The 24,718-nt window shown below is 69.9% G+C and carries 31 protein-coding genes; 27 read left to right on the top strand and 4 right to left on the bottom strand.

What is annotated here, in order from left to right; translation table 11 throughout:
• Nucleotides 1–87 precede the first annotated feature (87 nt).
• The 12 genes from ACZZZB_RS07065 (at nt 88) to ACZZZB_RS07010 (ending at nt 9,369) form a co-directional block, all read left to right on the top strand.
• A complete protein-coding gene (locus tag ACZZZB_RS07065; RefSeq protein WP_124768539.1) occupies nt 88–1,356 on the top strand; it encodes an ABC transporter substrate-binding protein in 1,269 nt (422 codons plus the stop codon).
• A 96-nt stretch (nt 1,357–1,452) separates the two neighbouring features.
• On the top strand, nt 1,453–2,361 hold the full coding sequence (locus tag ACZZZB_RS07060) for a carbohydrate ABC transporter permease (protein WP_124768540.1): 909 nt from the start codon (nt 1,453–1,455) through the stop codon (nt 2,359–2,361).
• The gene (locus ACZZZB_RS07055; RefSeq protein WP_159877437.1) at nt 2,361–3,323 is read left to right on the top strand and encodes a carbohydrate ABC transporter permease; all 963 of its coding nucleotides are present in this window, start codon (nt 2,361–2,363) and stop codon (nt 3,321–3,323) included. Before ACZZZB_RS07060 ends, ACZZZB_RS07055 begins: the two co-directional genes overlap by 1 nt.
• On the top strand, nt 3,320–4,021 hold the full coding sequence (locus ACZZZB_RS07050) for a hypothetical protein (protein WP_463529274.1): 702 nt from the start codon (nt 3,320–3,322) through the stop codon (nt 4,019–4,021). Before ACZZZB_RS07055 ends, ACZZZB_RS07050 begins: the two co-directional genes overlap by 4 nt.
• A 49-nt stretch (nt 4,022–4,070) precedes the next feature.
• Nucleotides 4,071–4,949 (top strand): lysostaphin resistance A-like protein, encoded by an 879-nt coding sequence (locus ACZZZB_RS07045; protein ID WP_463529273.1) that lies wholly within the window; start codon nt 4,071–4,073, stop codon nt 4,947–4,949.
• Between the two features lie 41 nt (nt 4,950–4,990).
• A complete protein-coding gene (locus ACZZZB_RS07040) occupies nt 4,991–5,650 on the top strand; it encodes an IMPACT family protein (RefSeq protein ID WP_463529272.1) in 660 nt (219 codons plus the stop codon).
• A gap of 85 nt (nt 5,651–5,735) precedes the next feature.
• On the top strand, nt 5,736–6,347 hold the full coding sequence (locus ACZZZB_RS07035) for a DUF1349 domain-containing protein (RefSeq protein ID WP_192004425.1): 612 nt from the start codon (nt 5,736–5,738) through the stop codon (nt 6,345–6,347).
• Between the two features lie 69 nt (nt 6,348–6,416).
• Nucleotides 6,417–6,794 carry a PadR family transcriptional regulator gene (locus tag ACZZZB_RS07030; RefSeq protein ID WP_159877445.1) on the top strand — a complete coding sequence of 126 codons (378 nt, stop codon included), beginning with the start codon at nt 6,417–6,419 and terminating at the stop codon, nt 6,792–6,794.
• Complete coding sequence (locus ACZZZB_RS07025) at nt 6,791–7,552, top strand: hypothetical protein (RefSeq protein WP_463529271.1); 762 nt, start codon at nt 6,791–6,793, stop codon at nt 7,550–7,552. Before ACZZZB_RS07030 ends, ACZZZB_RS07025 begins: the two co-directional genes overlap by 4 nt.
• Nucleotides 7,549–8,193, top strand: a complete 645-nt coding sequence (locus tag ACZZZB_RS07020; protein WP_463529270.1) for a hypothetical protein — start codon at nt 7,549–7,551, stop codon at nt 8,191–8,193. Before ACZZZB_RS07025 ends, ACZZZB_RS07020 begins: the two co-directional genes overlap by 4 nt.
• Before the next feature lie 51 nt (nt 8,194–8,244).
• Nucleotides 8,245–8,838: a short chain dehydrogenase gene (locus ACZZZB_RS07015; protein WP_411557768.1), complete on the top strand. Its 594-nt coding sequence runs from the start codon at nt 8,245–8,247 to the stop codon at nt 8,836–8,838.
• A 117-nt stretch (nt 8,839–8,955) separates the two neighbouring features.
• Nucleotides 8,956–9,369 (top strand): phage holin family protein, encoded by a 414-nt coding sequence (locus ACZZZB_RS07010; protein ID WP_229939553.1) that lies wholly within the window; start codon nt 8,956–8,958, stop codon nt 9,367–9,369.
• 23 nt (nt 9,370–9,392) lie between these two features.
• Here ACZZZB_RS07010 and ACZZZB_RS07005 read toward each other — a convergent pair whose 3' ends face one another.
• Nucleotides 9,393–10,685, bottom strand: a complete 1,293-nt coding sequence (locus ACZZZB_RS07005; RefSeq protein ID WP_463529269.1) for a helix-turn-helix transcriptional regulator — start codon at nt 10,683–10,685, stop codon at nt 9,393–9,395.
• Between the two features lie 101 nt (nt 10,686–10,786).
• Between ACZZZB_RS07005 and hxlB the strand changes: the two genes are divergently transcribed.
• The 5 genes from hxlB (at nt 10,787) to ACZZZB_RS06980 (ending at nt 14,703) form a co-directional block, all read left to right on the top strand.
• The gene (gene hxlB, locus ACZZZB_RS07000; RefSeq protein ID WP_463529268.1) at nt 10,787–11,404 is read left to right on the top strand and encodes a 6-phospho-3-hexuloisomerase; all 618 of its coding nucleotides are present in this window, start codon (nt 10,787–10,789) and stop codon (nt 11,402–11,404) included.
• 69 nt (nt 11,405–11,473) lie between these two features.
• The gene (gene hxlA / locus ACZZZB_RS06995) at nt 11,474–12,100 is read left to right on the top strand and encodes a 3-hexulose-6-phosphate synthase (RefSeq protein ID WP_085511986.1); all 627 of its coding nucleotides are present in this window, start codon (nt 11,474–11,476) and stop codon (nt 12,098–12,100) included.
• 270 nt (nt 12,101–12,370) lie between these two features.
• Nucleotides 12,371–13,906 carry a carboxylesterase/lipase family protein gene (locus ACZZZB_RS06990; RefSeq protein ID WP_463529267.1) on the top strand — a complete coding sequence of 512 codons (1,536 nt, stop codon included), beginning with the start codon at nt 12,371–12,373 and terminating at the stop codon, nt 13,904–13,906.
• Nucleotides 13,907–14,010: 104 nt separating this feature from the next.
• A complete protein-coding gene (locus ACZZZB_RS06985; RefSeq protein WP_159453388.1) occupies nt 14,011–14,187 on the top strand; it encodes a hypothetical protein in 177 nt (58 codons plus the stop codon).
• 351 nt (nt 14,188–14,538) lie between these two features.
• Nucleotides 14,539–14,703, top strand: coding sequence for a hypothetical protein (locus ACZZZB_RS06980; protein WP_162852292.1), 165 nt, complete (start codon nt 14,539–14,541; stop codon nt 14,701–14,703).
• A 90-nt stretch (nt 14,704–14,793) separates the two neighbouring features.
• Here ACZZZB_RS06980 and ACZZZB_RS06975 read toward each other — a convergent pair whose 3' ends face one another.
• Entirely contained in the window at nt 14,794–15,543 is a 750-nt protein-coding gene (locus ACZZZB_RS06975) for a type 1 glutamine amidotransferase (RefSeq protein WP_463529266.1), read from the bottom strand.
• A 135-nt stretch (nt 15,544–15,678) separates the two neighbouring features.
• Here ACZZZB_RS06975 and dcd point away from each other — a divergent pair, with 135 nt between their 5' ends.
• Together dcd and ACZZZB_RS06965 are read left to right on the top strand one after the other, a co-directional pair.
• On the top strand, nt 15,679–16,269 hold the full coding sequence (gene dcd, locus ACZZZB_RS06970; protein WP_056009122.1) for a dCTP deaminase: 591 nt from the start codon (nt 15,679–15,681) through the stop codon (nt 16,267–16,269).
• Between the two features lie 63 nt (nt 16,270–16,332).
• On the top strand, nt 16,333–16,860 hold the full coding sequence (locus tag ACZZZB_RS06965; protein ID WP_071261813.1) for a hypothetical protein: 528 nt from the start codon (nt 16,333–16,335) through the stop codon (nt 16,858–16,860).
• A 31-nt stretch (nt 16,861–16,891) separates the two neighbouring features.
• On the opposite strand, the gene ACZZZB_RS06960 is transcribed toward ACZZZB_RS06965, so the two are convergent.
• Complete coding sequence (locus ACZZZB_RS06960; RefSeq protein WP_463529265.1) at nt 16,892–17,377, bottom strand: MarR family winged helix-turn-helix transcriptional regulator; 486 nt, start codon at nt 17,375–17,377, stop codon at nt 16,892–16,894.
• Nucleotides 17,378–17,422: 45 nt separating this feature from the next.
• Here ACZZZB_RS06960 and ACZZZB_RS06955 point away from each other — a divergent pair, with 45 nt between their 5' ends.
• Both ACZZZB_RS06955 and ACZZZB_RS06950 read left to right on the top strand, forming a co-directional pair.
• On the top strand, nt 17,423–18,373 hold the full coding sequence (locus ACZZZB_RS06955; protein WP_463529264.1) for an EamA family transporter: 951 nt from the start codon (nt 17,423–17,425) through the stop codon (nt 18,371–18,373).
• Complete coding sequence (locus tag ACZZZB_RS06950; RefSeq protein ID WP_463529263.1) at nt 18,370–18,807, top strand: DUF1905 domain-containing protein; 438 nt, start codon at nt 18,370–18,372, stop codon at nt 18,805–18,807. Before ACZZZB_RS06955 ends, ACZZZB_RS06950 begins: the two co-directional genes overlap by 4 nt.
• 60 nt (nt 18,808–18,867) lie before the next feature.
• Here the strand turns inward: ACZZZB_RS06950 and idi are convergent, their stop codons facing one another.
• Complete coding sequence (idi, locus tag ACZZZB_RS06945; protein WP_463529262.1) at nt 18,868–19,413, bottom strand: isopentenyl-diphosphate Delta-isomerase; 546 nt, start codon at nt 19,411–19,413, stop codon at nt 18,868–18,870.
• Nucleotides 19,414–19,498: 85 nt separating this feature from the next.
• On the opposite strand from idi, the gene ACZZZB_RS06940 reads away from it, so the two are divergent.
• Genes ACZZZB_RS06940 through ACZZZB_RS06915 form a run of 6 tightly spaced genes read left to right on the top strand, consistent with a single transcriptional unit; the run spans nt 19,499 to nt 24,707 of the window.
• Nucleotides 19,499–20,572, top strand: a complete 1,074-nt coding sequence (locus ACZZZB_RS06940; protein ID WP_124768556.1) for a polyprenyl synthetase family protein — start codon at nt 19,499–19,501, stop codon at nt 20,570–20,572.
• The gene (locus ACZZZB_RS06935) at nt 20,569–21,537 is read left to right on the top strand and encodes a phytoene/squalene synthase family protein (RefSeq protein ID WP_463529261.1); all 969 of its coding nucleotides are present in this window, start codon (nt 20,569–20,571) and stop codon (nt 21,535–21,537) included. The genes ACZZZB_RS06940 and ACZZZB_RS06935 overlap by 4 nt, the downstream gene beginning before the upstream one ends.
• Nucleotides 21,534–23,114 (top strand): phytoene desaturase family protein, encoded by a 1,581-nt coding sequence (gene crtI / locus ACZZZB_RS06930; RefSeq protein WP_463529260.1) that lies wholly within the window; start codon nt 21,534–21,536, stop codon nt 23,112–23,114. The genes ACZZZB_RS06935 and crtI overlap by 4 nt, the downstream gene beginning before the upstream one ends.
• Nucleotides 23,114–23,467, top strand: a complete 354-nt coding sequence (locus ACZZZB_RS06925) for a lycopene cyclase domain-containing protein (protein ID WP_159877475.1) — start codon at nt 23,114–23,116, stop codon at nt 23,465–23,467. The genes crtI and ACZZZB_RS06925 overlap by 1 nt, the downstream gene beginning before the upstream one ends.
• The gene (locus ACZZZB_RS06920) at nt 23,464–23,844 is read left to right on the top strand and encodes a hypothetical protein (protein WP_079704930.1); all 381 of its coding nucleotides are present in this window, start codon (nt 23,464–23,466) and stop codon (nt 23,842–23,844) included. The genes ACZZZB_RS06925 and ACZZZB_RS06920 overlap by 4 nt, the downstream gene beginning before the upstream one ends.
• On the top strand, nt 23,841–24,707 hold the full coding sequence (locus ACZZZB_RS06915) for a prenyltransferase (RefSeq protein WP_079704931.1): 867 nt from the start codon (nt 23,841–23,843) through the stop codon (nt 24,705–24,707). The genes ACZZZB_RS06920 and ACZZZB_RS06915 overlap by 4 nt, the downstream gene beginning before the upstream one ends.
• Nucleotides 24,708–24,718 lie beyond the last annotated feature (11 nt).

The following is a 24,718-nucleotide window of genomic DNA, read 5'->3' as shown; positions in this document are numbered from 1 at the left end:
GCCCCGCAGCATCCCCGTCCCACCAGCACCGCCACCAGCACCGCCATCACCACCGACAGCACCACTACTCACCGAGGAGCATCCGCAATGAAGCGACCCATCCTGACCATCTCCGCGATCGCCGCAGCAGCCGGCCTCGCCCTCACCGGCTGCTCAGGTGCCGGCTCCGCCCAGCAGGACGAGGACGGCCCCGTCACGCTCAGCGTCTCGGTCTGGAACTACGACCAGACGCCCGAGTTCAAGGCGCTCTTCGACGCCTTCGAGGCCGAGCATCCCGACATCACGATCGAGCCCGTCGACATCCTCGCCGACGACTACTCCGACAAGGTCACGACGATGCTCGCGGGCGGCGACAAGACCGACGTCCTCACCATGAAGAACGTGACCGATTACGCGCGCTACGCGAACCGTGGCCAGCTCGTCGACGTGGGCGACGTCGTCGACGACATCGGCGCGGACAAGCTCGCCGGGATCGAGCCGTTCGCCCTCGACGACACCTACTACGCGGCGCCGTACCGCCAGGACTTCTGGCTGCTGTACTACAACAAGGCCATCTTCGACGCGGCCGGCATCGAGCACCCCGACAACCTCACCTGGGACGAGTACGCGGACATCGCGGCGAAGCTCACCTCGGGCGACGGGGACTCCAAGGTCTACGGCACGTACAACCACTACTGGCGCTCAGTCGTCCAGTCGATCGCCGCAGCCCAGACCGGTGGCGACCTGATCAGCGGCGACTACGGCTTCATGCAGGACCAGTACGACCTCACCCTCGACCTGCAGGACAAGGGCTACGCACTCGATTACGGCACGGCGAAGACCCAGCAGATCAGCTACCGCACCATGTTCGAGACCGGCAAGGCCGCGATGATGCCGATGGGTACCTGGTACATCGCGGGCATCGCGCAGTCGATCGAGACGGGCGCGACCGACGTCGACTGGGGTGTCGCGCAGATGCCGCAGCTCGAGTCCGGTGAGGAGACGGTGACGTTCGGTTCGCCGACCGCATTCGCCGTCAACAAGAACTCCACGCACCAGGCCGCCGCGAAGACGTTCCTCGAGTTCGCCGCGAGTGAGGCAGGCGCGAAGGCCATCGCCGCGATCGGTGTCGTCCCCGCGTACCAGTCCGACGACGTCACCGCGGCGTTCACGGCCCTCCCGACCGACGACCTCTCGGTCAAGGCGTTCCAGGAGCCGAAGGACGTCGTCCTCGAGATGCCCGTGAGCGAGTACTCCTCCGACGTCAGCTCGATCCTCGACGAGGAGCACGACCTCATCATGGTCGGCGAGTCGGACGTCGACGACGCCATCACGAAGATGCAGGACCGCGTCAAGAACGACGTCCTCGTCGACTAGTCGCGATCGCGGGGCCGGCACGCCCGGTCCCGCGATCCTCGCGTCCGCCCGGCGCGTCCCCACCGACCCCGCACCACCGTCCTCGAAAGGCTCGTCATGGCGATCGCAGCCCCACCGCAACGCACCCGCTCCAGCAGTCGCGTCCGCAGGAATGCGCTCGTCGGCTGGAGCTTCATCCTGCCGAACTTCATCGGCTTCGCCCTCCTGACCCTCATCCCGATGTGCGCGGCGTTCGTCATCGCGTTCATGAAGTGGGACTCGTACTCACCGCCCGAGTGGGTCGGGTTCGCGAACTTCGCGCGCATGATGCGTGACGAGTCCTTCTGGATCGCGCTCGGCAACACCGCCTACTACGCGGCCGGCCACATCCCGCTCACGATCCTCGCGTCCCTCGGTCTGGCACTGCTCCTCAACCGCAAGCTGCGCGGCCTCGGCTTCTTCCGCACCGCGATGTTCTTCCCGTACATCACCTCGCTCGTCGCCGTCGCCGTCGTGTGGAACATGCTCTTCAACCCCACCGCCGGCCCGATCAACCAGTTCCTCGAACTCATCGGTGTCGCCGACCCGCCCGGCTGGACGACGAGCTCCGCGTGGGCGATGCCGGCCGTGATCATCACGAGCGTGTGGCGCGACATGGGCTACTACATGGTGCTCTACCTCGCTGGGCTCCAAGCGATCCCGCAGGAGTACTACGAGGCCGCCGAGGTCGACGGTGCGAACGCCTGGCAGCGGTTCTGGAACATCACGATCCCGTCGCTCCGTCCGACGACGTTCTTCGTGCTCATCATGGTGACGATCGCGAGCTTCAAGGTGTTCGACCTCATCGTCGTCATGACGGGAGGCGGCCCAGGCCGGTCCACGCTCGTCCTCTCGCAGCTCATCTACCGCGAAGGCATCACCGAGAACCGCTTCGGATACTCCTCGGCGATCTCGCTCGTGCTGTTCGTCATCGTGCTCGTCTTCACCGTCGTCCAGTTCAAGCTGCAGCAGAGGAAGGAACGCTGATGTCGACCAGTGCCACCACGCGTGCCTCGTCCACGGTCCCGTCGCAGGCGGAGGTCGCGATCGCCGAGGTCACCGACGCCATCACCCCGCCCGTGCTGCCCGGGGCTGGAGGCAAGCGCACCCGGGTGCGCCGCCACGGTCCGATCTCGCCGCTGCGCCGCGTGCTCATCTACGTGATGCTCACCGTGCTGACCGCGATCATCTTCGTCCCGTTCTTCTGGATGGTCTCGTCGTCGCTCAAGCAGAACAACGAGGTGTTCTCGATCCCCGTCCAGTGGATCCCCACCGAGTTCGTCTGGCAGAACTACGTCGACATCTGGACCCGCATCCCGATGCTGACCTACCTCAAGAACTCGCTGTTCCTGTCGGTCACCATCACGATCCTGCAGGTGCTCACCGGGAGCTTCGCCGCCTACGGCTTCTCGAAGATGCACTTCAAGGGACGTGACGTCCTCTTCGTCGCCTACATCGCGACGATCGCGGTGCCGTGGCAGGCCTACATGATCCCGCAGTACATCATGATGCAGAACGCCGGCCTCGTGAACACGCACCTCTCGATCATCCTGCTGCAGGCGTTCGGCGCCTTCGGGGTGTTCCTCATGCGGCAGTACTACCTGACCATCCCCGACGAACTGAGCGAGGCCGCCCGCATCGACGGCCTCAACGAGTACGCGATCTGGTGGCGGATCATCCTGCCGCTGACGAAGCCGGCGCTCGCGAGCCTCGCGCTGCTGACCTTCGTCTCCACCTGGAACGACTACATGGGTCCGTTCATCTACCTGACGAGCAACGACCTCTGGACCGTGCAGCTCGGTCTGCGCTCCTTCGTCGGGCAGTACGACGCCGAGTACGCGCTCATCATGGCCGGGTCCGTCGTCTCCGTCATCCCGATCGTGCTGATCTTCCTCCTCGGCCAGCGCTACTTCATCCAGGGCATCGCGACGAGCGGGATGAAGGGATGAGCGCGGTGACCGATCGGCGTGCGGACAACCGTGCCGGCGGCGTGCGCGGACTGCTGCAGCCGCGCCGGGAGACCTTCGAGTCGGTGTTCGGCGTCGTGTACAGATCCCTCATGGTCGGCGTCGGCGTCGGGATCGCCGCGCTCCCGCTGGCGGCCGCGATCGTCCTCGTCGCCGAGCCGCTCACGAGCTGGCCGTTCCTGCTGCTGTGCTCGCTCCCGCTCGGCCCCGCCTTCGCCGCCGGCTGCTGGTCGTTCCAGCGGTCGCGCGACGCCGCCGACGCCGCGCCGCTCCGCGAAGTCGGGATCGGTTTCCTGCGGACGTGGCGACCCGCGCTCGCCGTGTGGTCGCTCGTGTGTGCGCTCACGTTCGTCGTCGTGATCGACATCGTCGCGGTGTGGGGGACGCCGTTCGCGATGCTGCTCGGGCCGCTGCTCGTCGTCGTGCTGCTGCTCGCGGTCGTCGCAGCCTTCGGCGTGTTCGCCGGGCTGGCGGCCGCTCCGGGCCTGCGGTTCCGGGCCCAGCTGCTCGGCGGGCTCGTCCGGACCGTCCGTCGGCCAGGCATCTCGCTCCTGTCCCTCGTGCTCCTGGCAGCTTGGGCCCTCATCGTCCTCGCACAGCCGGTGCTCGGGCTCCTCGCCCTCGGCGGCTTCGTCCTCTACGCGGTCTGGAGCAACGCCGCGGCGGCGCTCGCCGACTGACGGCGCGGATTGTCCGACGCTCGGGTCAGTTGAGTGGTTGGATCGACGCATGGGCGAGCACAGAGGTCACGGGCACAGCGGTCAGCGGACACTCACCACCAGCGGATGGCACGACTTCTGGGCGAAGGGCGGTGTCGGGCGGGCGTTCCTGCTGGCGATCGTCTACCTTGCCCTGTACCTCGGTGCCGGATGGGTCGTCGGGCAGCTCTTCGGCTCGCAGATCGGCGAGGACGTCTTCGCGACCCCGCAGAGCGTGTTCCTCGGGCTCATGCTGCCGCTCGTCGTCGGCTCCCTCCTCCTGGCCGGCTTCGTCCTCTCGGTCGGATGGTTCCGGGAGCTGTTCGGAAGGCAGCCCATCCGCGGCCGGTGGTGGATGTGGGTCGCACCGATCGTGATCCTCGCCGCGGTCGTCCTGCGCCTGCTCGGCATCGACTACGGGAGCTACGAGGGTTCCGTGGTCGCTGTCGCGATGCTGTCCGGGGTGTTCATCGGGTTCGCCGAGGAGATCCTGACCCGCGGCCTGGTCGTGAAGATGCTGCGCGACGCCGGCAGCTCGGAGTGGATCGTCATGGTGGTCTCCTCGCTGGTCTTCGCCCTGCTGCACGCCTCCAACCTCCTGTCGGGCCAACCGGTCACGACCGTGCTCGTGACCGTCGTCTACACCTTCGGATTCGGCGTGTGCATGTACCTGACGCTCCGGGTGACCGGCAACCTCATCTGGCCGATCCTGATCCACGGGCTCTACGACCCGACGCTCTTCCTCTCGACCGGTGGGATCGACCACGCGGGAGCGGCCGCCGGTCAGAGCGTGTTCCTGGCGATCGCCGGTCCGGCCAACCTGCTCATCATGCTCGTCGCCGTGATCGGCTTGATCTTCGTCCGTGGGCACGTGCAGGCCCACCCGGCCGACGACGTGCTGCGGCCGTAGGCCGAACGGGTCTCGTCGACCGGCCGAGTACGCTCGGACGGATGACCATCGCGCGGCAGTACCCGGCGACGATCGCCGCGCCGGTCGAGCACGAACTCGTGATCAAGAAGTCGCGCTTCCTCGGCCTCGCGCATCCGGTCGCGTCGCCGGAGGACGCCGAAGCGGTCATCGCGCGGGTGAAGAAGCAGGCGTGGGACGCACGACACCACTGCGTCGCGATGGTCACCGGGCTGCTCGGCGACCAGGCCCGCTCGTCCGACGACGGTGAACCGTCCGGCACGGCGGGGATGCCGATCCTCGAGGTCATCCGGCGGCGGGAACTGACCGACGTGGTCGTCGTCGTCACGCGGTACTTCGGCGGCGTCAAGCTCGGGGCGGGCGGGCTCGTCCGTGCCTACTCCTCGGCGGCCTCCGAGGCCCTCGACCTCGCCTCGCTCGTGCGCCGTGAGACGCTGACCCGCGCGACCCTCGTCGTCCCGCACGCCGAGGCCGGGCGGTACGACAACCTGCTGCGCGATTGGGCCGGTAGCCACGGCGCGACGCTCGGCGATCAGACATACGGGGCGCAGGCGGAGCTGGAACTGTGGGTGCCGCCGGCGGAGCTGGAGCGGCTCCAGGCGGACGTCGCGTCGGCCTCAAACGGTTCGCTCGCCGTGGCCGTCGGGGAGGAACGCGTCGTCGACGTCCCGGCGCCTCGCTGAGCTGCCCGGATCTGCACGGAGTCGGCCGGATGCCGAGCAGATCCGGGCGACTCAGGGGAACGTGCGGTCCCGATAGGGTCGGACCATGCACACCGACGTGACCCGCATCGACGGGCTTCCCGACCTCGCCTGGACCTCGACCCCCGGAATCGCATCGTTCGACGCCGATGCCGGAGCGCTCACCCTCACCTCCGCCGCCGGCGTCGACTGGAGCAACAGCTCGCTCGGTGGGCCGCGTGAGTTGCGTGCCACGGCGCTCGCCTTCGACGCACCCGACCACTTCACGCTCTCGGCACGGGTCGCGGTCGTGGGCGAGCGCAGTACTTTCGACGCCGGTGCCCTCGCACTCTGGATCGACGACGAGCACTGGGCCAAGCTCTGCTTCGAGCAGTCGCCCCAGGGGCAGGCGATGGTGGTGAGCGTCGTGACGAACACCTGGTCGGACGACGTGAACTCGACGCACGTCACGGCCGACCACGTGTGGATGCGCGTGAGTCGTCTCGGTGAGGCCTGGGCGTTCCACAGCTCGACCGACGGTGTCACGTGGGACTTCGTCCGGGTCTTTCGTCTGCACAGCGACGCCCCGGTGCGCGTCGGGTTCCTCTCGCAGGCGCCGCTCGGTCCGCCCTGCGAGGCGCGGTTCGACGAGATCGCGTTCGGTGCAACACCCCCGACGGACCTCCGCGACGGGAGCTAGTCGTCCTCGACCGATGCGTCCGCGGATCCGGAGTTGACGTATCGGAACCTATCTTCCTATAGTGGCTCCATGGCACGCAGACGACCCGGCACGCTCTTCCCGCTCGAGCTCGACATCCTCGACGTCGGCACCGTGTTGCAGTCGACCGAGGGGAGCTTCTACGGGTTCGCCCTCGCGAAGCAGCTCGCCGAAGCCGGGGACGCCGCCCTCACCGCGCACGGCACGCTCTACAAGGCCCTGTCGCGGATGGCGGACGCCGGCCTGATCGAGGCGACCTGGGAGGACCCGGAGGTCGCGGAGGCGGAGGGTCGTCCTCGTCGTCGGCTGTACCGGATCACGGGTGAAGGCGCGACGGCCCGGGATCGGGAGCACGCGAGGATCGCCGGTGAGCAGGCCGCCGCGGCGAGGCCGGCGGGTGCGGCGTGGACGCAGGGGGCGATCGCATGACCGCCATCCGGACGCCGGAGTACCGCGCGGCAGCCCACCGGGTCCTGAACTGGTGCGGGTGGTACACGCGCGACCTCTCGCCCGATGTCGCCGGGGAGCGCCGCGACGAGATCGCGTCCGACCTGCACGAGCACGCCGTCTGGGCCCAGGAAGCGGGCGTCACGCCGCAGCGGCTCCGGCGGGACATCATGCTGCGGGCCATCCGCGGGATCCCGCACGACCTCTCGTGGCGCTCCGGGCAGTTGCGCTCGGGCCACGGCGTCGATCCGATGCCGCTCGGCATGCGGCGGGCCGGCGACGTCCTCGCAGCCCTCGTGATGACCGGTGGCGTCCTGGTCACCGGAGCGGCACTGTTCCTCCTCGTCCGGATCGTCCGTGCGCTCGTCATCGGCGACGTCGTCGAGGTGCCGGCGGGCGCGCTCGGTGTGGCGGTCGCCGCGGTCCTGGGCGTCGTGGGGCTCGTGCTGTCGCTGCGGCGACGCAGTCGATGGCTCGGCGCGGGGCTCCTTGCGCCCGCAGCGGTCCTCATCGGCGTGCTCGCGGGCGACATCATGTACCGCGTCAGCGCGACCGGCGTGCTCATCGTGTCCCGTCTGAGTTCGCACGGAGCCGGTGTCGAACCGTGGTGGGTGATGAGTGTGGCGATCGGAGTGGGTGCTGCACTCGGGTTCATCGGAGCCGCCGTGTGGTGGTGGCCGGGGGGCCGTCTAACGGCGGAACGGGACGCAGCGGCGTCGATGCAGGGGGAGACGGTATGAGCGGGAACGAGATCCACGACGGGCCAGAGGCGGCGCAGGAGGTGGCACCCGTCCGCCGGAGTCCCGGAACGCTCCGTCGACGGATCGGGCTCGGCATCGCGATGAGCGGGGTGCTCGCGGTGGCGGCCGGCGGGGTGTTCATCGGGGTGTCGAACGCCCAGGCGGCCGCTGACGACGCGCGATCCCTCGAAGCGGTCGCCGAGGCCGCAGCGTCGCTCGACGAACTCCCGCCCGTCGAACCCGTGGTGCCCGCGGATCCCACTGCCACGCCGGACGCTGGCGAACCCGTCTCGCCGGCGTCCGGCGTCGACTACTCGCAGACGCCGGAGGGTTGGTACGACGCGACCACCGACCCGGCTTCGATCGTGCCCAGCACCGACTCGTACCTCAGTGACGGGATCTGGGAGGCACAGCAGCAGATCATCGCGAAGTGCATGGCTGATCAGGGGTTCTGGTACGCGTGGACGAACGACCGATCGAAGATCCTGGATCCACTCTTCGGCATGGTCATGAGCGAGACGACCGACGCCGCCTTCCTGGCCCGGTGGGGGACGAACCCCGACGATCAACCGTACGACTGGAAGCTCGCCGGCTGCCACGGCTACGCCGTCCACGTCACCGGGATGGACGACGCCCACTGACGCCGTCGATCGACGATGCCGCCGTCGGGAGCCGGTGCTAGCGTCGCCCGCATGAGAATCCTGTTGATCGGTGCGAGTGGACATGTCGGACGAGCGGCGCAGGACGCCCTCGCGGAACGTCACGAGGTGGTCGCGGTGTCGCGCTCGACGGCGCCTGCCGTCGACACCACCGACGAGGCGTCGATCGAGGCGCTGTTCGCCGAGGTGGGCGAGGTCGACGCGGTGATCGTCGCCGTCGGATCGGTCCCGTTCAAGCCCGTCGAGGAGTTGACGCGCGACGACTACCGCGCGGCCTTCCTCGGCAAGGTGCTCAGCCAACTCGACGTCGTGCGGATCGGGACGCCGTTCGTCCGGGACGGCGGCTCCTTCACGCTCACGACGGGCATCCTCGCCCGCGAGCCGATCGCGACGGGTGCTGCGGCCTCGATGGCCAACGGGGCGGTCGAGTCCTTCGTGATCGGTGCCGCCCCGGAACTCCCGCGCGGCATCCGCATCAACGCCGTCAGCCCCACGGTGCTGGCCGAGGCCACCGGCTACCACGACGCGTTCCCGGGCTTCCCTCCGGTCGCGTCCGACGTGGTCGGCCTGGCGTTCGTCCGTGCCGTCGAGGGGGTCGGCACCGGACGGGTGCTCGCCCTCGACTGAGCCGTCCCGGCACTCCTGAGGGGAGGCATGTCGTCGTCCGGCCGTTCGCCAAGCGACGATCCGCCTCCGCTCAGTCGCGCTCTCGACGCGGCCGACACCCGGCGCTAGGGTCGGCACATGACCCGCTTCCTGCTCAGCATCGCCGTCAGTCTGCTGTCCTCGGCGATCGGGCTGCTCGTCGCCGACTGGGTCGTGCCCGGCGTCCGTCTGTCGCTCGGTGGCTTCATCATCGCCGTCGTCGTCTTCACGATCGCGCAGGGCGTCCTCGGGCCGTTCATCCTCCGCCTCGCGCGGCGCTACGCTTCGGCGATCCTCGGCGGCATCGGACTCGTGACGACGCTCGTGTCGCTCGTCATCGCGTCGATCCTCCCCGGCGGTCTCCACATCCGCGGTGTCCTCGCCTGGGTGCTCGCACCGCTGGTGGTGTGGTTGGTCACGGCGCTCGGGAGCTGGATCCTCGGGTGGGCGCTCATCACGCGACGGTTCGGCGATCGGGATCGCGACCGGGGCCGTACGAGCTCGAAGCGGTAGGCGGCGACGGAGCCCGGACAGGATCAGCGGCCGGCGGCCAAGGCGGCGGCCAGCTCGACGCGGCTCGCGACGCCGAGCTTCCGCAGGACGTTCGCGATGTGGAACTTGACGGTGTTCTCGCTGATGGTGAGGGTCTCGGCGATCGCCCGGTTCCGTGCTCCACCGGCGGCCAGCTCGGCCACGCTCCATTCGCGCTCGGTGAGCGCGGCGGCCGCCGAGTCGGAACGTGTCTGGGCTGCGGGCGGCGGGTCGAGCGGCAGTGTCACGTGCAGCTCCGAGCCCCACCCGGGCGTCGCCTGTACATCGAGACTGCCGCGGAGGGCGGCGACGCGAGCACTGAGTTGCTGCACGCTCGGGGTGTCGACGGTCAACTCGCCGGGGCCGTCGTCGCGGATCCCGATGAGCAGGTTGCTACCGTCGCAGTCCCACTGCACCCGGACCCGCCCGACCGACGACTGCTCGACGAGCGCGAGGACCGTGCCGCGGACGATCGCCCGTCCGGCGTGCGCCACCTCACCGGGGAGGGCCCGACCGTCGACGGGCGGCTCGATGAACTGGACCTCGGGGCCGCCGAAGCGGGCCAGGGGGCGGAGGTCCTCGCGGAGTCTGGCGAAGGCGCGCGCGACCGGTTCCTCGGCCAGCTGGCGGTCACGGTCGGACACCGCCCGCAGCTCGACCATGGCGGCCGAGGCGATCTCGGTCACCGCGGTTCGGGCGTCCTCCGCCGACGTCTGGCGCGACCGGGTGACGGCGAGGATCGACTCCAGCGTCGTCGCATGGGCGTCGGTCAGTTCCGCGATCGCGCCGGCCCGCTCGCTCGACGCCGCCCGCGAGTCGCGGAGGTAATCGGGGGCCGCCGTCGCGACCTGCTGGCGGATGCCCGCCGCGACGACCTCCCAGAGGGCGCCGACGAGCCGGTCGTCGATCGGTCCCTGCGGGTCGGTCAGGACGAGGAGGGCGCCGGTGTCGGCCAGCCACGCCGCGATCGGACGCTCCGCGCCTGCGATCACCGCCGACGTGGGCCGGTCGGCGTGTGGTCCGGCATCAGCGAGTGCCGTGGTGACCGGGCCGCGCGGGGTGCACTGTCGGACCGCGTCGAGCTCGGCGATCGTGACGCCCTCGACGATCGCGGGGTCGCCGGCCTTCTTCCGGGGGCGGCCGGTGCAGTCCTCGGTGAAGATCACGAGCGCGGAGTGGGCGACGACCGGCTCGAGGACCTCTCGGAACGCACCGGCGATGCGCAACAGCGAGCTCGACGCGACGGAGGCCAGGCCGTCGAGCAGCTCGACCGGGTAGGTGACAGCGCGTTCGATCATGTCCGCACCCTATCCCATCGGTCCACACCCACCCGTTCGGGTAGGTGGAACCGTTCGGGTGAGCGGCGGCATACCTACCCGATCACGCCCAGGATGGAGGGATGTCGAACCCCACGGCCTCCGTCCCTCCATCCACGTCGACGACGCCTGCGACCTCGACGGTCCAGGGGGCGCTCACTGCGATCGACGCTGAGCTGCATCGCACCGTGTCGAGCCTGCTGGAGGCCGATCCGGCTCCCTTCGCCGGCGCACTCGACCGCCTGCGAACGGCCGACCGCGTGTTCGTGTCCGGTGCCGGTCGTTCCGGTCTCGCACTCCGGATGACCGCCATGCGCCTCATGCACCTCGGGCTCACCGTGCACGTCGTCGGCGAGACGACGACGCCCGCCATCGTCGCGGGTGACGTCCTGCTCGTCGCCAGCGGCTCCGGTACGACGACGGGTGTGGTGCGCGCTGCGGACACGGCCGTCTCCGTCGGGGCGCAGGTGATCGCCATCACGACCGACCCCGCATCCCCGCTCGCCGAGTTGGCCGCCGAGACGATCGTCGTCCCCGCCGCGCAGAAGACCGACCACGGCGGCACGCGTTCCGTGCAGTACTCGGGGAGCCTCTTCGAGCAGGCGGTCATGCTGCTCGGCGATGCGTTCTTCCATGCGCTCTGGCAGTCCGCCGGCGTCAGCGCCGAGGAGCTGTGGCCGCGCCACGCGAACCTCGAGTAGTCACCCTCTTCCTTCCCACGCGCCCGGCGCACGCCGGCCGCATCCCATCACGATAGAAAGCAGCACCACATGAAGCTCCAGGTAGCCATGGACGTCCTCACCACCGAGGCAGCCCTCGAACTCGCCGGGAAGGTCGCGCCCTACGTCGACATCCTCGAGCTCGGCACGCCCCTCATCAAGAGCGAGGGCCTGCGTGCCGTCACCGCGATCAAGGACGCCCACCCCGACAAGATCGTGTTCGCCGACCTCAAGACGATGGACGCCGGTGAGCTCGAAGCCGACATCGCCTTCTCCGCCGGTGCGGACATCGTCACCGTCCTCGGGACCGCCGGTGACAGCACGATCGTCGGCGCCGTGAAGGCCGCGAAGGCGCACGGCAAGTCCGTCGTCGTCGACCTCATCGGGGTCGCCGACAAGGTGCAGCGTGCCAAGGAGGTCACCGCTCTCGGTGCCGCATTCGTCGAGATGCACGCCGGTCTCGATGAGCAGGCGGAGGAGGGCTTCACCTTCCAGACGCTCCTGTCCGACGGTGAAGCGGCCGCCGTGCCGTTCTCGGTCGCCGGTGGCGTGAACGTGTCGACGATCGCGTCGGTGCAGCAGGCGGGCGCGCAGGTCGCGGTCGCCGGTGGTGCGATCTACTCGGCCGACGACCCGGCGGCCTCCGCAGCAGCCCTCCGCGCGGCCATCGTCGCGTAACCCCGCTCGCCAACCCCGCACCCGACGGGCTGGCCAGCGCGGTGCGCTGACGTGAGCGCGGTGCATCGGACGTGAGCGCGGGTCTCCAGAGACCCGCGCTCACGGCTCCGGGGCGCGCTCGGGTCAGCGCACCGCGCTGGCGCATCGGGTGGGTCGGCTGGGTGAAGCCCGAACATCGAACGGGATTCGAAGACGGCACGGCATACTGGGCGGATCACCACGCGACGCTCGTCGGATGAGCGCGCGGCCGAGTACCCGGAGGATCCGCCGATGACGACCGATTCCAGCCCAGAGCAGCCCATCGCACGGACGACCTCGGGAGCGGTCCGCGGGACGCGCCGCGCCGACGGATCGGTCGCCTTCCTCGGCATCCCGTTCGCCGAGCCGCCGACCGGAGCGAGACGATTCCAGGCCCCCGAGCCCAAGGGGCCCTGGGACGGCGTCCTCGACGCGACCGCATACGGCGCGACACCGCAGCGGAAGGCCCTGGCCGAGATCACGACCATCCCGGAACCGTCGATCCCCGGCGACTCGACGCTCAACGTCAACGTCTTCACGCCCGACCCGAATCCGACCGACGAGGGCGCCGGTCTGCCCGTCCTCGTCTGGATCCACGGCGGCGGCTTCATCGCCGGGTCGCCCGCGAGCCCCTGGTACGACGGTCGGGCCTTCAACCGCGACGGCGTCGTCACGGTCTCGGTGTCCTACCGCCTCGGCTTCGACGGCTTCGGCTGGCTGCCCGACGCCCCGGCCAACCGCGGGGTCCTCGACTGGATCCTCGCGCTCGAGTGGGTGCGTGACAACATCGCGGCGTTCGGCGGCGACCCGCGGCGGGTCACGATCGCGGGCCAGTCCGCCGGCGGCGGGTCCGTCATGACCCTGCTCACGGTGCCGTCCGCGCAACACCTGTTCCAGCGGGCGATCTCCGTGTCCGGAGTCCCCGGCGACGTCCCGCTCCACGAGGCGCAGGCCCTGACCGGGCGACTCGCCGAGCACCTCGGCGTGCCCGCGACCCTGGCCGGCTTCGCAAGCGTCCCGGAGGACACGCTGATCGAGGCCCAAGGCTTCGAGGTCGTCTCCGGCGGTGCGACCGACCCGGAGTCCGTACTCCGCGGGATGACGACGATGAACGGCCGCCTCGGTCTCGGCCCGGTCGTCGACGGCGAGCTGGTCGTCGACACCGTCGAGGCCGGCATGATCGCGGGACGAGGCGCGGACAAGCCGTTGCTCGTCAGCGCGACCCGAGAGGAGTTCGCCGGGTTCTTCACCGGTCGGCTAGACCAGTTCGACGCCGTGGCGCCGACGCGTGCCCTGGAACTGATGGGCGTGCCGGAACCGCTCGCCGAGGCGTACGTCGCGACCCAGCCCGGCGAACGCACGGGACTCGTCGCGGGGCGCTTCGTGAGCGACGTCATGTTCCGGGAGCGCGTCATCCGATGGCTGGCGCTGCGGGACGACGCCGATACCTGGGTCTCCGACTTCGGGTGGCGCTCGACGGTGAGCGGGATCGCCGAGCACTGCCTCGACGTCCCGTTCATCTTCGACGTGCTCGACGACCCGGACGTCACCCGGGTGGCGGGCCCGCACGCGCCGCAGGAGCTCGCTGATCGGATCCACGGCGCGGTCGTGGCGTTCGTCCGAGACGGGTCGCCGGGCTGGTCGCGGTCCGATCAGGACGCCTCAGCGATCGAGGTGTTCGACGCGGCCGGGGCGCCGACGGTCGAGCCGTTCGCGAGTGCGCGCGTGCTCGCAGCGGCGAAGCGACTCGCGGAAGCGGCGTCGACGACGGCATCGACACCGGTCTGACGGGCCCTGGCACTCGGCTCCTAGGACGAACCGGGCCGTTCTGCCAGGGGGTGTGGCTGTGAGGCGTCCCGCGTTACCGTCGGGACACGAGGAAAGGAATCAGCATGAGCGACCCACGAGACGAGATGGACGACCCGATCGGCGACGCACAGGAGGCGATCTCCCGAGCGCTGCCCGACAACGCTCCCGAGAGCGATGATCCGATGGCGGCGCCGACGGTCGACGACCCGGGCTCCGAGCCCGGCGACGGCGACCCCGCCGACCAGCCGGGCCTCCTCTAGCGGAGCTCGCCGGGGCGACCCGCAGCTCGGGAATCCCTGGTCAGCGCGGTGCTGCCGACCGAGCTGTGCTGAGTCGGCGCCAGCGCGGTGCGCTGGTCCGAGCCCCTGGGATCAGGCTTCAGTGCGGCCCGTGCGCGTGGGCGCGACCCTCTGGAGACCCGCGCTCACGCGTGTGGCCCGCGCTCGCGTCAGCGCACCGCGCTGGCGCAAGCCGAAACGCAGGAGGGCGGAGGTGTGCAACGCGGGGGCGCTCCGCGCGCGTAGCGGAACGACTTCGAGCGATGTCAACCCCCGGGACGGAATGGTCGGGCCCCCATACGGTGGACGGAGTTCTGCGAAAGGAGCTTCACCATGAACATCCTGCTCATCATCGTCATCGTCGTTGCCATCGTTCTCGCCATCACCGGTGGGTTCGTCCAGTCCCTCAACTTCCTGCTGTGGGTCGGCCTCGTGCTGCTCGCGATCGCGATCATCGCGTTCTTGATCAGGACGATCACGGGTCGCAAGGCCCTCTAACTCGAATTCGAGTTCACGAAGCGGTCGGTCCCTCCGGGGGTCGGCCGCTTCGCTGTGTCCGGGGTGGTGCGTCCGGGAACGATCCGAGTCCTACCGCAGCGACGGGTCGACGCTCGTCCGCCGGAGCACCGCGTCGGCGAAGGCCCCGAACAACCGCTCGCCGGCCTCCCGCATCGGCCCCGCCACCGCGGCGACCTCGGCTCGCAGGCGGTCGGCGGCCTCCTCGGCGGTCCCCGTCACGAACGGCAGGTCGCGGAGCATGACCGGCTCCGCGAGCCACTGATCGAGCATCGGCGGGTCGACCTCGAGGTGGAACTGCGTCGCGAAGACCCGGTCCTCGATCCGGAACGCCTGATTCGGCGTCGACGGCGTCGACGCGAGGACCGTCGCTCCATAGGGAGCCTCGACGACGTCGCCGTGCCAGTGCAGCACCGGCAGGCGCTCGCCACGCATGCCGAGCTCGCTCTCGGTCAGGAGCTCGACGTCACCGACACCCACTTCATGCGCGGCCGCCGAGTGGAGCGTGGCTCCGAGGGCCGTCGCGATGAGCTGATGCCCGAGACAGACCCCGAACACCGGGATGCCGAGCACCGCCGCATCGCGCACCAGCTGCGCTTCGAGACCGAGACCCGGGTGCTCCTCCACGTCGAGCGCGCCCATCGGGCCGCCGAGGAGGACGAGCCCGTCGAACCCCGTGATCTCGCGCGCCGGCGGCAGCTCACGGCGCTCGACGATGGTGTCGAGCGTCCAGTCGATCCCCGACGCCGTCAGCACCTCGCCGAGCACCGCAGGTCGCTCCCAAGGGACGTGCTGCAGGACGAGGACGTGCGGTCTGGTCATCGGGCCTCCAGGTCGCTGGGGCGGCGCGACCCGTCTCCGCCGGGTCGCGGAGGTCGTCACCGTGCGAGCATCGTAGCGAATCCGGGCGTCGTCACCGGCCCGAGGCTTCGGGCTCCCGGCCGATACACTGTCACCGTGCTGCTCTCGGACCGTGACATCAAAGCCGAACTCGACGCCTCCCGCATCGCGCTCGACCCCTACTCGCCGGAGATGATCCAGCCGTCGTCAATCGACGTCCGCCTCGATCGTTTCTTCCGCCTCTTCGACAACCACAAGTACCCCTTCATCGATCCCGCGGAGGATCAGCCGGAGCTGACGCGCCTCATCGAGACGCTCCCGAACGAGCCGTTCATCCTGCACCCCGGCGAGTTCGTCCTGGGGTCCACGTACGAGCGGGTGTCCCTCCCGGACGACGTCGCCGCACGCCTCGAGGGCAAGAGCTCGCTCGGTCGTCTCGGGCTCCTCACGCACTCCACCGCCGGCTTCATCGACCCCGGCTTCACGGGCCACGTCACCCTCGAGCTCAGCAACGTCGCCACGCTGCCGATCAAGCTCTGGCCGGGGATGAAGATCGGTCAGATGTGCTTCTTCCGGCTCACGTCACCGGCCGAGCGCCCGTACGGTTCGAGCGAGTACAGTTCCAGGTATCAGGGACAGCGTGGACCCACCGCCTCCCGTTCCTTCCAGAACTTCCACCGGACCGACGTCGGCGAGACGCAGCGCTGACGCAGGACTGAGGCGGGCGTCCCGACGACGGGCGGGCAGGTGGACCAGCAGAAAGGCCCCGCCATGAGCACGTCAGAGCGACCCGACTTCGCCCGCGCGATCACCGCCGACGGGCCGACGCCGCTCTACCCGCGTCGCATGGTCCGGTTCGGGCAGTTCGTCGGGTCCTGGGACGTCCACTCGAAGCGCCTCGACGACGAGAGTGGCGAGTGGGTCGAGTCCGACTTCCGTTGGATCGTGTCGTACATCCTCGAGGGGCGGGCCGTGCAGGACGTCCAGCTCGTCGCGAACGACGCGGAACCGTCGGGCTGGGAGACGGTCAGTACGGCTCTCCGCGTCTACGACCGGTTGATGGGCGCCTGGCGGGTGAACTACGTCGAGCCACGGCGCGGCGAGTTCTGCCAGCTCGTCGCGACGCCGCACCGCTCCGACGGCATCCGGCAGGACGGCACGCGGAACGACGACAAGCTCATCCGATGGAACTTCAGCGGCATCACCGAGGACTCGTACACCTGGGAGAGCTGGGTGTCCGACGACGAGGGCGTGACCTGGTGGCTGCAGGAGCACAACGAGGGTCGCCGCATCGCCTGAGCGGATCCGCCTCCACCCTCCACCGCGAGACTCAGGGGTCGGTGCGCGCCAGGCGCTCCAGGAACGACGCCAGCTGCTCGCGCTCGGCCGTGGAGAAGCCGTCGAGGATGTGCTCCTCGGCGGCGAGGTGATCGGGCAGGGCCGCTTCGACGAGGCGCTTGCCGGCAGGGGTGAGGGCGACGACCGTGCCGCGCCCGTCCTGCTCGCTCGGACGGCGCGTGACGAGACCGCGCTCGACGAGCTTGTTCACGCGCTGGGCGATCGCGCTCGACGTCACCATCGACCAGTGGGCGAGGTCCTTCGGCGCGAGTTCGTGCGGTGAGCCGGCGCGGAGCAGGGTGGCGAGCACGTCGAACGAGGCGCTGTCGAGACCGTGCTCGGCGAAGGTCGAGGACAGACGGGCGTCGACCGCCGTCGCCGCTCGCGACAGTCGTCCGATGACGGCCATGGGCGAGACGTCGAGATCGGGTCGCTCGGTCCGCCACTGGCTCAGGATGTCGTCGACGCGCGTGCTCATGTAGCCAGCGTAGCAATTCGCTTAGTGCTGAGCTATTATTACTCAGTGCTTAGCAATCAAATCCGTATCGCCGCCGTCACCGCCATCGCCCCGATCAGCTGGGGGACCACCTACCTCGTCACGAGCGAACTGCTCCCGCCGGGACGACCGCTGCTGGCAGCCGTGCTCCGGGCGCTGCCCGCGGGCATCCTGCTCCTCGCGATCACGCGAACCCTGCCGGTCGGTGGCTGGTGGTGGCGGTCGCTCGTGCTCGGCACGCTCAACATCGGCGCCTTCTTCGCGTTCCTCTTCCTCGCCGCCTACCGACTGCCCGGCGGGGTCGCCGCGACCATGGGGGCGATCGGGCCCGTGCTCGTCGCCGTGCTCGCGAGCCTGCTGGTGGGGGAGGCGTTGACCGTACGTCGCGTCGTCGCCGGGTTCGCCGGAGTGGCTGGCGTCGCCCTCATCGTGCTGCAGGCCGACGCGCGTCTCGACGCGGTCGGCGTCGTCGCCGCACTCGCGGGGGCGGTCTCGATGTCGCTCGGATCGGTGCTGAGCAAGCGGTGGGGGAGACCGGAGGTCGGCCGCCGGATCGGCGCGCGTCGGCGCACGAACCCGGACCTCGACCCGACCGCGGCCAGCGGCGCACCGGTCTCCGGCCTCGCGCTGACCGCCTGGCAGCTCGTCGCCGGCGGTCTCGTCCTCGTGCCGGTGCTGCTCGTCGTCGAGGGACTTCCGTCGGCCGCCCCGGACGCAGCGGCAATCGGCGGGTACGCCTACCTCTCCCTCGTCGGCACGGCCCTCGCGTACGCCCTGTGGTTCCGTGGCATCGCCGCGCTGCCCGTCGGGTCAGTGTCCTTCCTCGGCCTGCTCAGTCCCGTCGTCGCCGTACTGGCAGGCCTCGTGGTCCTCGGCGAAGCGCTGAGCCTCGGACAAGTGCTCGGGATCGCGGTCGTCGCCGGCTCCCTCGTCCTGGTCTTCACCGCGAGGCCGCCCCGGGCCATACTGAGCGCATGAGATTCCGCACCGTCATCGAACTCCAGGGCAACAACACCGGCATCCTCATCCCCGACGCCGTCGTCGAGGGCCTGGATCGTGGCAAGCGCGTGCCCGTCGTCGTCACCGTCGGTGCAACCACCTACCGCAGTACCATCACGCCGATGGGCGGCCGGTACCTGATCGCATTGAGCGCCGCCAACCGCGCCGCCGCCGGGGTCGCAGGAGGCGACGAGGTCGACGTGGACCTCGAGGTCGACGACGCACCGCGCGTGTTTCCGTTGCCGCCCGAGCTCGAGACGGCGCTCGCGGGAGACGAGCAGGCGCTCGCCGCCTACGGAGCCCTGTCGTTCAGCCGACAGCGAGCGCTGGCCGAGCCGGTCGCACTGGCGAAGACGGACGCGACGCGCGACAAGCGGATTGCCGCGGCCCTGGACGCGCTCCGCCGCGCCTGACCTCGCCCAGTCGCCTGAATCTGTTCGAAAACCGGCTCGATCCGCGCAGATCCGGGCGACTCAGCGGGCTGTGGACTCCGCGAGCAGCGGCACGACGAGCGGCAGCTGGAGCGTCAGCCACGGGCTGAACGCGAAGGGCGCCTGCTCGACGGACGCCAGGAGCGATTCGGGCTCCGCCCAGGCCCACTCCACGACCTCGTCGGGGTTCGGCTCGGGTGTCGCGTCCGTGTAGGCGACGTAGACCGGGCAGATCTCGTACTCGACCACACCCGAGGCGTCGACGGCGCGATACCGGAAGTCGGGCAGCACCAGTTGCGGCGCGGAGATCGGCAGGCCGAGCTCGGCACTCGCCCGACGCAGCACGGCGTCGACGCTGTCCTCGTCCGGGCCGGGGTGTCCGCAGAACGAGTTCGTCCAGACGCCCGGCCACGTGAGCTTCGAGAGAGCGCGCCGGGTCACGAGGATCCGACCGTCGGGCCCGATGACGTGGCAGGAGAACGCGAGGTGGAGCGGCGTCTCCACCGTGTGGACGGTCGCCTTCGGCGTGGTGCCGATGCGGGTGCCGTCCTCGGCGAGCAGGACGACGAGTTCTTCGGGTACCGACATGCGTCCATTCTCCCCGACGATCGGGGTGAACGCGAATGGACAGCTAGCGTACTAATCTCGCCGCTCCGTGAAGTAGCCTCGTGATATGGAGACCCACCACGTCGTCGACGCGCCCTATCGACAACAGCATCAGGTCGAGGATGCCCTCGAGCGTTTCCTCGAACTGGCGAAGACGCAGGCGGTGTCGTTCGGCGGCGCCGGCTACCTGCGGCTCTGGGAGACCATCGAGCGCAGCATGGCCGGCGGCAAGCGGTTCCGCCCACGGATGGTCATGACGGCCTACGAGGCGCTGGGTGGAACGGACATCGTCGCCGCGGCTCACGTCGCCGCCGCCTACGAGCTCCTGCACACCGCGCTGATCGTCCACGACGACGTGATCGACCGCGACTTCGTCCGGCGCGGCAGCCCCAACGTCTCCGGCAGCTACCGCGACATCGCACAGACCGCGGGTATCCCGTTGCCGCTCGCCGAGCACCGCGGCATGTCCGTCGCCGTCATCGCCGGCGACCTCGCCCTGTCCGCGTCCTATCGCCTGATCGACCGGGCCGGGAGCGCCGACGCGGTCCGCACCCGCCTGCGCGAGATCCTCGACGACGCGATCTCCGCCTCCGCGGCCGGCGAGCTCGCCGACGTCGACTTCACGGTCGGCGGCGTCGTCCCGACGGTCGACGACATCATCCGCATGGAGCGCCTGAAAACCGCCTACTACTCGTTCGAGGCGCCCCTGCAGTCGGGCGGCGTCCTGGCCGGCGCTCCGGAGGCGACGATCGACGCGCTCGGAGCGTTCGGGCAGCAGATCGGTATCGCCTACCAGATCATCGACGACGTCCTCGGCGTCTTCGGCGACTCGAAGACGACCGGCAAGACGACGATCGGCGACCTCCGCGAGGGCAAGCTGACGGTCATGGTGGCGTTCGCGGCGGAGCAGCCCGAGTGGCACGCCGTCGAGCACCTCTTCGGCGACCCGGACCTCGACGAGGAGGGGGCCGCCGTCCTGCGCGACGTCCTCACGACGACGGGCGCCCGCCAGCACGCGACGCTGCTGGCCGGCGACTACGCCAACCGCGCCTGGGAGCAGCTGGCCTCGCCGAGCATCCCGGCGCAGCTCCGCGACGAGCTCCGCCCGATCGTCGCCACCGTGCTCGAGCGGTCGCGATGACCGCAGCAGGGGACGGGACCGGGCGACCGGCCGACGACGCCTCGGCGGTCGGCGACGCACGACAGCTGTACGACCGGGTCGCGCAGGAGACCGCCAGCATCGTCATCCGTCGGTACTCCACGTCCTTCGGACTGGCGGCCAGACTGCTGGGTGGCGACATCCGCCAGGACGTCGAGAACGTGTATGCGCTCGTCCGCATCGCCGACGAGATCGTCGACGGCGTGGCCGCGGCGGCCGGGCTCGACCCCGAGCGGGTCCTCCGCATGCTCGACGCGCTTGAACAGGACACCGAGGACGCGATGGAGACGGGGTACAGCAGCAACCTCGTCGTCCACGCCTTCGCCATCTCGGCGCGGTCGGCGGGGATCGAGGCCGACCTCACCCGTCCGTTCTTCGCGTCCATGCGCGCGGACCTCTCGCGCACCGTCCACACGCCGGAGACGTTCCGCGACTACGTGTACGGCTCCGCCGAGGTCGTCGGGCTCATGTGCCTGCGGATCTTCCTGCGCGGCCACGAGGTCGACGACGCCCAGCGCGCCGCGTTCGTCGTCGGCGCCAGGAGTCTCGGTGCCGCCTTCCAGAAGGTGAACTTCCTCCGCGACCTCTCGGCCGATCACGACGAGCTCGGCCGCAGCTACTTCCCGGGTGTCGCCGTCGACGAGCTCACCGAAGCGCAGAAGCACAGCCTGCTCGACGACATCGAAGCCGATCTCGACCGCTCGGCAGCGGTCCTCGGGCGGCTGCCGAAGTCGAGCCGTCGCGCGGTCGCCCTCGCCCAGGAGCTCTTCTCGGAACTCGCCCGACGCATCCGGACGACGCCGGCCTCGGCGCTCGTCCGCACGCGTGTCCGGGTGCCCGACCCGGTCAAGCTCCGCATCGCCGCCGGCGCGCTCGCCGGTCGCACACCGGCCACGACCGGTACCACCGCCTCCATCCCGACGATCGACGAGAGTTCGCAGTCATGACCACCTCCCACAACCGGACCGTCGTCATCGGCGGCGGCATCAGCGGTCTCGCCACCGCAGCCCTCCTCGCCCGCGACGGCCAGCGGGTCACGCTGCTCGAACGACGCGAGGTGCTCGGCGGCCGCGCCGGCACCTGGGAGCAGGACGGCTTCACCTTCGACACCGGCCCGAGCTGGTACCTCATGCCGGAGGTCTTCGACCACTTCTACCGCCTCCTCGGCACCTCTGCCGCCGAGCAGCTCGACCTCGGGCGACTCGACCCGGCGTACCGCGTCTACTCGGAGGGCCGCGACGGGCACCTCGACCTCGCCGCCGACCGGGCCGGCAACCTCGCCCTGTTCGAGTCGGTGGAGCCCGGTGCCGGCGCGAAGATGGACGAGTACCTCCGCAGCGCGAAGGAGACGTACGAGATCGCCATCCGCAGCTTCCTGTACACGACGTTCGAGTCGTACCGGACGCTCGCGAGCCGTGAGGTGCTCGCCCGGATGCCGAAGCTCGCGAAGCTCCTCACGGAGGACCTCGACACCCTGGCCGCGCGCACCGTCTCCGACGTCCGGTTGCAGCAGATCCTCGGCTACCCGGCCGTGTTCCTCGGCTCCTCGCCCTTCGAAGCGCCGAGCATGTACCACCTCATGAGCTACCTCGACCTCGAGGACGGCGTGCTCTACCCGCAGGGCGGCTTCTCGCGGATCATCGAGACGATCGCCGAGCTGGCCCGCGCCGAGGGTGTGGAGATCATCACGGGCGCCGAGGTCACCGGCATCACCACGATGCCCGCCGGCCGCCGAGCCCGGGTCGACGGCGTCAACTACCTCGACGCCGACGGTCGTCGGCAGCTGCTCCGCGCCGACCGCGTCGTGTCCGCCGCCGACCTGCACCACACCGAGACGACGCTGCTTCCCCGCGAACTCCAGACCTACCCGGCCGAGTACTGGGAGAAGCGCACCGCCGGTCCCGGAGCCGTGCTCGTCATGCTCGGCGTCCGTGGCGAGCTCCCGGGGCTCCTGCACCACAGCCTGTTCTTCACGGCCGACTGGCGCGACAACTTCGGCCGCATCTTCGGCGAGGAGACGAGCGTGCCCGACCCCGCGTCGCTGTACGTCTGCCGTCCGAGCGCGACCGATGCGGGCGTCGCACCAGACGGCCACGAGAACCTGTTCATCCTGGTGCCGGTCCCGGCCGATCCGTCCATCGGTGGCGGTGGAGACGCCCGGGTCGCGGAGATCGGCGACGCCGCCATCGCGCAGATCGCCGAGTGGGCCGGCGTCCCCGACCTCGCCGAGCGCATCGTGGTGCGTCGCGACGTCGGACCGGCCGACTTCGCGACCGACCTCAACGTCTGGAAGGGCACCGCCCTCGGGCCGGCACACATCCTCTCGCAGAGCGCGATGTTCCGGAGCGGCAACGTCAGCAAGAAGGTCGACGGCCTGTTCTACACCGGTGGCTCCACCATCCCGGGCATCGGCCTGCCGATGTGCCTCATCAGTGCGGAGCTCGTCGTGAAGCGCATGCGCGGCGACATCACCACCGGCCCGATGGCGGAGCCGTTGCGCGCGCGCGCCGAGGCGACCGGCTGATGGGTCTGCTGTACCTGCTGGCGCTGCTCGTCTCGATCACCGGGATGGTCATGCTCGATCGGCGGTTCCGGCTGTTCTTCTGGGCCGACCGACGGCGGGCCGCGATCATCCTGCCGATCGGCGTCGTGTTCTTCCTCGTGTGGGACCTGCTCGGTATCGGCACCGGCATCTTCTTCCGCGGTGAGACCTCGTTCATGACCGGGCTGCAGGTCGCGCCCGAGCTGCCGATCGAGGAGGTCTTCTTCCTGACGCTGCTCTGCTACCTCACGATGAACCTGTTCGGTGCGGCGCGACACACGCTCGGCCGGGTGTCCCGCCGGACGACCGGCGCCGCCGAGGTGAGCGGACGATGACCTACTGGGCCCTGAACGCATGGTTCCTCGCCGTCGTGGCGGTCGTCGCCCTGCTCGCGGTCGTGCGGCTCGATCGACGCCGTGCGAACGGACCGCGATCCACCGGTCTGACGGCGGGCACCTGGCTGCTCGCGGTGGGCGGTGGGCTCGTCGTCCTCCTGCTCATGACCGCGCTGTTCGACAACATCATGATCGGCATCGGGCTCGTCGGCTACGACCCCGCACTCATCTCCGGCGCCTTCATCGGCATCGCGCCCCTCGAGGACTTCGCCTACGCCATCGCCGCGGCCGTCCTGCTCCCGTCGCTCTGGGTGCTCCTCGAGCGCCGAACCCCTGCTCCCGTCTCCCCATCCCCGTCCCAGGAGGACCCGGCATGAACCGACTCGGCCAGCTCGTGCTGTCCTCCCGACCGCTGTCGTGGATCAACACCGCGTACCCGTTCGCAGCGGCGTACCTGCTGACCACGCGTGAACTCGACCTCACGTTCTGGCTCGGGACGCTGTACTTCCTCATCCCGTACAACCTCGCGATGTACGGCATCAACGACGTCTTCGATTACGAGTCCGACCTGCGGAACCCGCGCAAGGGCGGCGTCGAGGGCGCGGTCCTGGACCGCCGGATGCACCGGTTGACGATCTTCGCGGCGGTCGTGACGAACGTCCCATTCCTCGTCTACCTCGTCGTCATCGGGTCGCCGCTGTCGTGGCTCGTCCTCGCGATCAGCGTGTTCGCGCTCATCGCATACAGCGCACCCGGCCTGCGGTTCAAGGAGCGGCCGTTCATCGATTCGCTCACCTCGAGCACGCACTTCGTGAGCCCGGCGGTCTACGGCCTCGTCCTCGCCGGCGCGGTCTTCACCCCCGCGCTCTGGGCGCTGCTCGTCGGCTACTTCCTCTGGGGGATCGCGAGCCACGCCTTCGGTGCGGTGCAGGACATCATCGCCGACCGGGAGGGCGGGATCGGCTCGATCGCGACGGTGATCGGTGCGGCGGCGACCGTCCGGTTCGCCTTCGTCGCCTACCTGGCCGGCGGTGCGCTCATGCTCGTGACCCCGTGGCCCATCCCGCTGGCCGGCCTGCTCGCGCTGCCCTACGCCGCGAGTGTGCTGCCGTTCTGGAACCTCCGCGAGGAGGACGCCGAACGGGCCAACGCGGGCTGGAAGCGGTTCCTCCGCCTCAACTTCCTGACGGGCTTCCTCATCACGATGCTCATCATCTGGTACTGGTTCCTGACGTCCTGACCGGAACCCGC

The organism is Plantibacter sp. AC185 (assembly GCF_979258065.1).
The sequence above is the reverse complement of the archived record's forward strand: the minus strand, read 5'-3'. Positions and strand labels throughout refer to the sequence as shown.

Bases quoted from the DNA above. Each gene is read 5' to 3' on its own strand.
- ACZZZB_RS07060 (WP_124768540.1), top strand. From the start codon at position 1,453: ATGGCGATCGCAGCCCCACCGCAACGCACCCGCTCCAGCAGTCGCGTC.
- ACZZZB_RS07040 (WP_463529272.1), top strand. From the start codon at position 4,991: ATGACCATCGCGCGGCAGTACCCGGCGACGATCGCCGCGCCGGTCGAG.
- ACZZZB_RS06940 (WP_124768556.1), top strand. From the start codon at position 19,499: ATGGAGACCCACCACGTCGTCGACGCGCCCTATCGACAACAGCATCAG.
- crtI (WP_463529260.1), top strand. From the start codon at position 21,534: ATGACCACCTCCCACAACCGGACCGTCGTCATCGGCGGCGGCATCAGC.
- ACZZZB_RS07025 (WP_463529271.1), top strand. From the start codon at position 6,791: ATGACCGCCATCCGGACGCCGGAGTACCGCGCGGCAGCCCACCGGGTC.
- ACZZZB_RS06935 (WP_463529261.1), top strand. From the start codon at position 20,569: ATGACCGCAGCAGGGGACGGGACCGGGCGACCGGCCGACGACGCCTCG.
- ACZZZB_RS06980 (WP_162852292.1), top strand. From the start codon at position 14,539: ATGAACATCCTGCTCATCATCGTCATCGTCGTTGCCATCGTTCTCGCC.
- ACZZZB_RS06925 (WP_159877475.1), top strand. From the start codon at position 23,114: ATGGGTCTGCTGTACCTGCTGGCGCTGCTCGTCTCGATCACCGGGATG.
- hxlB (WP_463529268.1), top strand. From the start codon at position 10,787: ATGTCGAACCCCACGGCCTCCGTCCCTCCATCCACGTCGACGACGCCT.
- ACZZZB_RS07050 (WP_463529274.1), top strand. From the start codon at position 3,320: ATGAGCGCGGTGACCGATCGGCGTGCGGACAACCGTGCCGGCGGCGTG.
- hxlA (WP_085511986.1), top strand. From the start codon at position 11,474: ATGAAGCTCCAGGTAGCCATGGACGTCCTCACCACCGAGGCAGCCCTC.
- ACZZZB_RS06985 (WP_159453388.1), top strand. From the start codon at position 14,011: ATGAGCGACCCACGAGACGAGATGGACGACCCGATCGGCGACGCACAG.
- ACZZZB_RS07015 (WP_411557768.1), top strand. From the start codon at position 8,245: ATGAGAATCCTGTTGATCGGTGCGAGTGGACATGTCGGACGAGCGGCG.
- ACZZZB_RS07020 (WP_463529270.1), top strand. From the start codon at position 7,549: ATGAGCGGGAACGAGATCCACGACGGGCCAGAGGCGGCGCAGGAGGTG.
- ACZZZB_RS06965 (WP_071261813.1), top strand. From the start codon at position 16,333: ATGAGCACGTCAGAGCGACCCGACTTCGCCCGCGCGATCACCGCCGAC.
- ACZZZB_RS07035 (WP_192004425.1), top strand. From the start codon at position 5,736: ATGCACACCGACGTGACCCGCATCGACGGGCTTCCCGACCTCGCCTGG.
- ACZZZB_RS07045 (WP_463529273.1), top strand. From the start codon at position 4,071: ATGGGCGAGCACAGAGGTCACGGGCACAGCGGTCAGCGGACACTCACC.
- ACZZZB_RS06920 (WP_079704930.1), top strand. From the start codon at position 23,464: ATGACCTACTGGGCCCTGAACGCATGGTTCCTCGCCGTCGTGGCGGTC.
- idi (WP_463529262.1), bottom strand. From the start codon at position 19,413: ATGTCGGTACCCGAAGAACTCGTCGTCCTGCTCGCCGAGGACGGCACC.
- ACZZZB_RS07010 (WP_229939553.1), top strand. From the start codon at position 8,956: ATGACCCGCTTCCTGCTCAGCATCGCCGTCAGTCTGCTGTCCTCGGCG.
- ACZZZB_RS07005 (WP_463529269.1), bottom strand. From the start codon at position 10,685: ATGATCGAACGCGCTGTCACCTACCCGGTCGAGCTGCTCGACGGCCTG.
- ACZZZB_RS06975 (WP_463529266.1), bottom strand. From the start codon at position 15,543: ATGACCAGACCGCACGTCCTCGTCCTGCAGCACGTCCCTTGGGAGCGA.
- ACZZZB_RS06960 (WP_463529265.1), bottom strand. From the start codon at position 17,377: ATGAGCACGCGCGTCGACGACATCCTGAGCCAGTGGCGGACCGAGCGA.
- ACZZZB_RS07030 (WP_159877445.1), top strand. From the start codon at position 6,417: ATGGCACGCAGACGACCCGGCACGCTCTTCCCGCTCGAGCTCGACATC.
- ACZZZB_RS06915 (WP_079704931.1), top strand. From the start codon at position 23,841: ATGAACCGACTCGGCCAGCTCGTGCTGTCCTCCCGACCGCTGTCGTGG.
- ACZZZB_RS07055 (WP_159877437.1), top strand. From the start codon at position 2,361: ATGTCGACCAGTGCCACCACGCGTGCCTCGTCCACGGTCCCGTCGCAG.
- ACZZZB_RS06990 (WP_463529267.1), top strand. From the start codon at position 12,371: ATGACGACCGATTCCAGCCCAGAGCAGCCCATCGCACGGACGACCTCG.
- ACZZZB_RS06950 (WP_463529263.1), top strand. From the start codon at position 18,370: ATGAGATTCCGCACCGTCATCGAACTCCAGGGCAACAACACCGGCATC.
- ACZZZB_RS07065 (WP_124768539.1), top strand. From the start codon at position 88: ATGAAGCGACCCATCCTGACCATCTCCGCGATCGCCGCAGCAGCCGGC.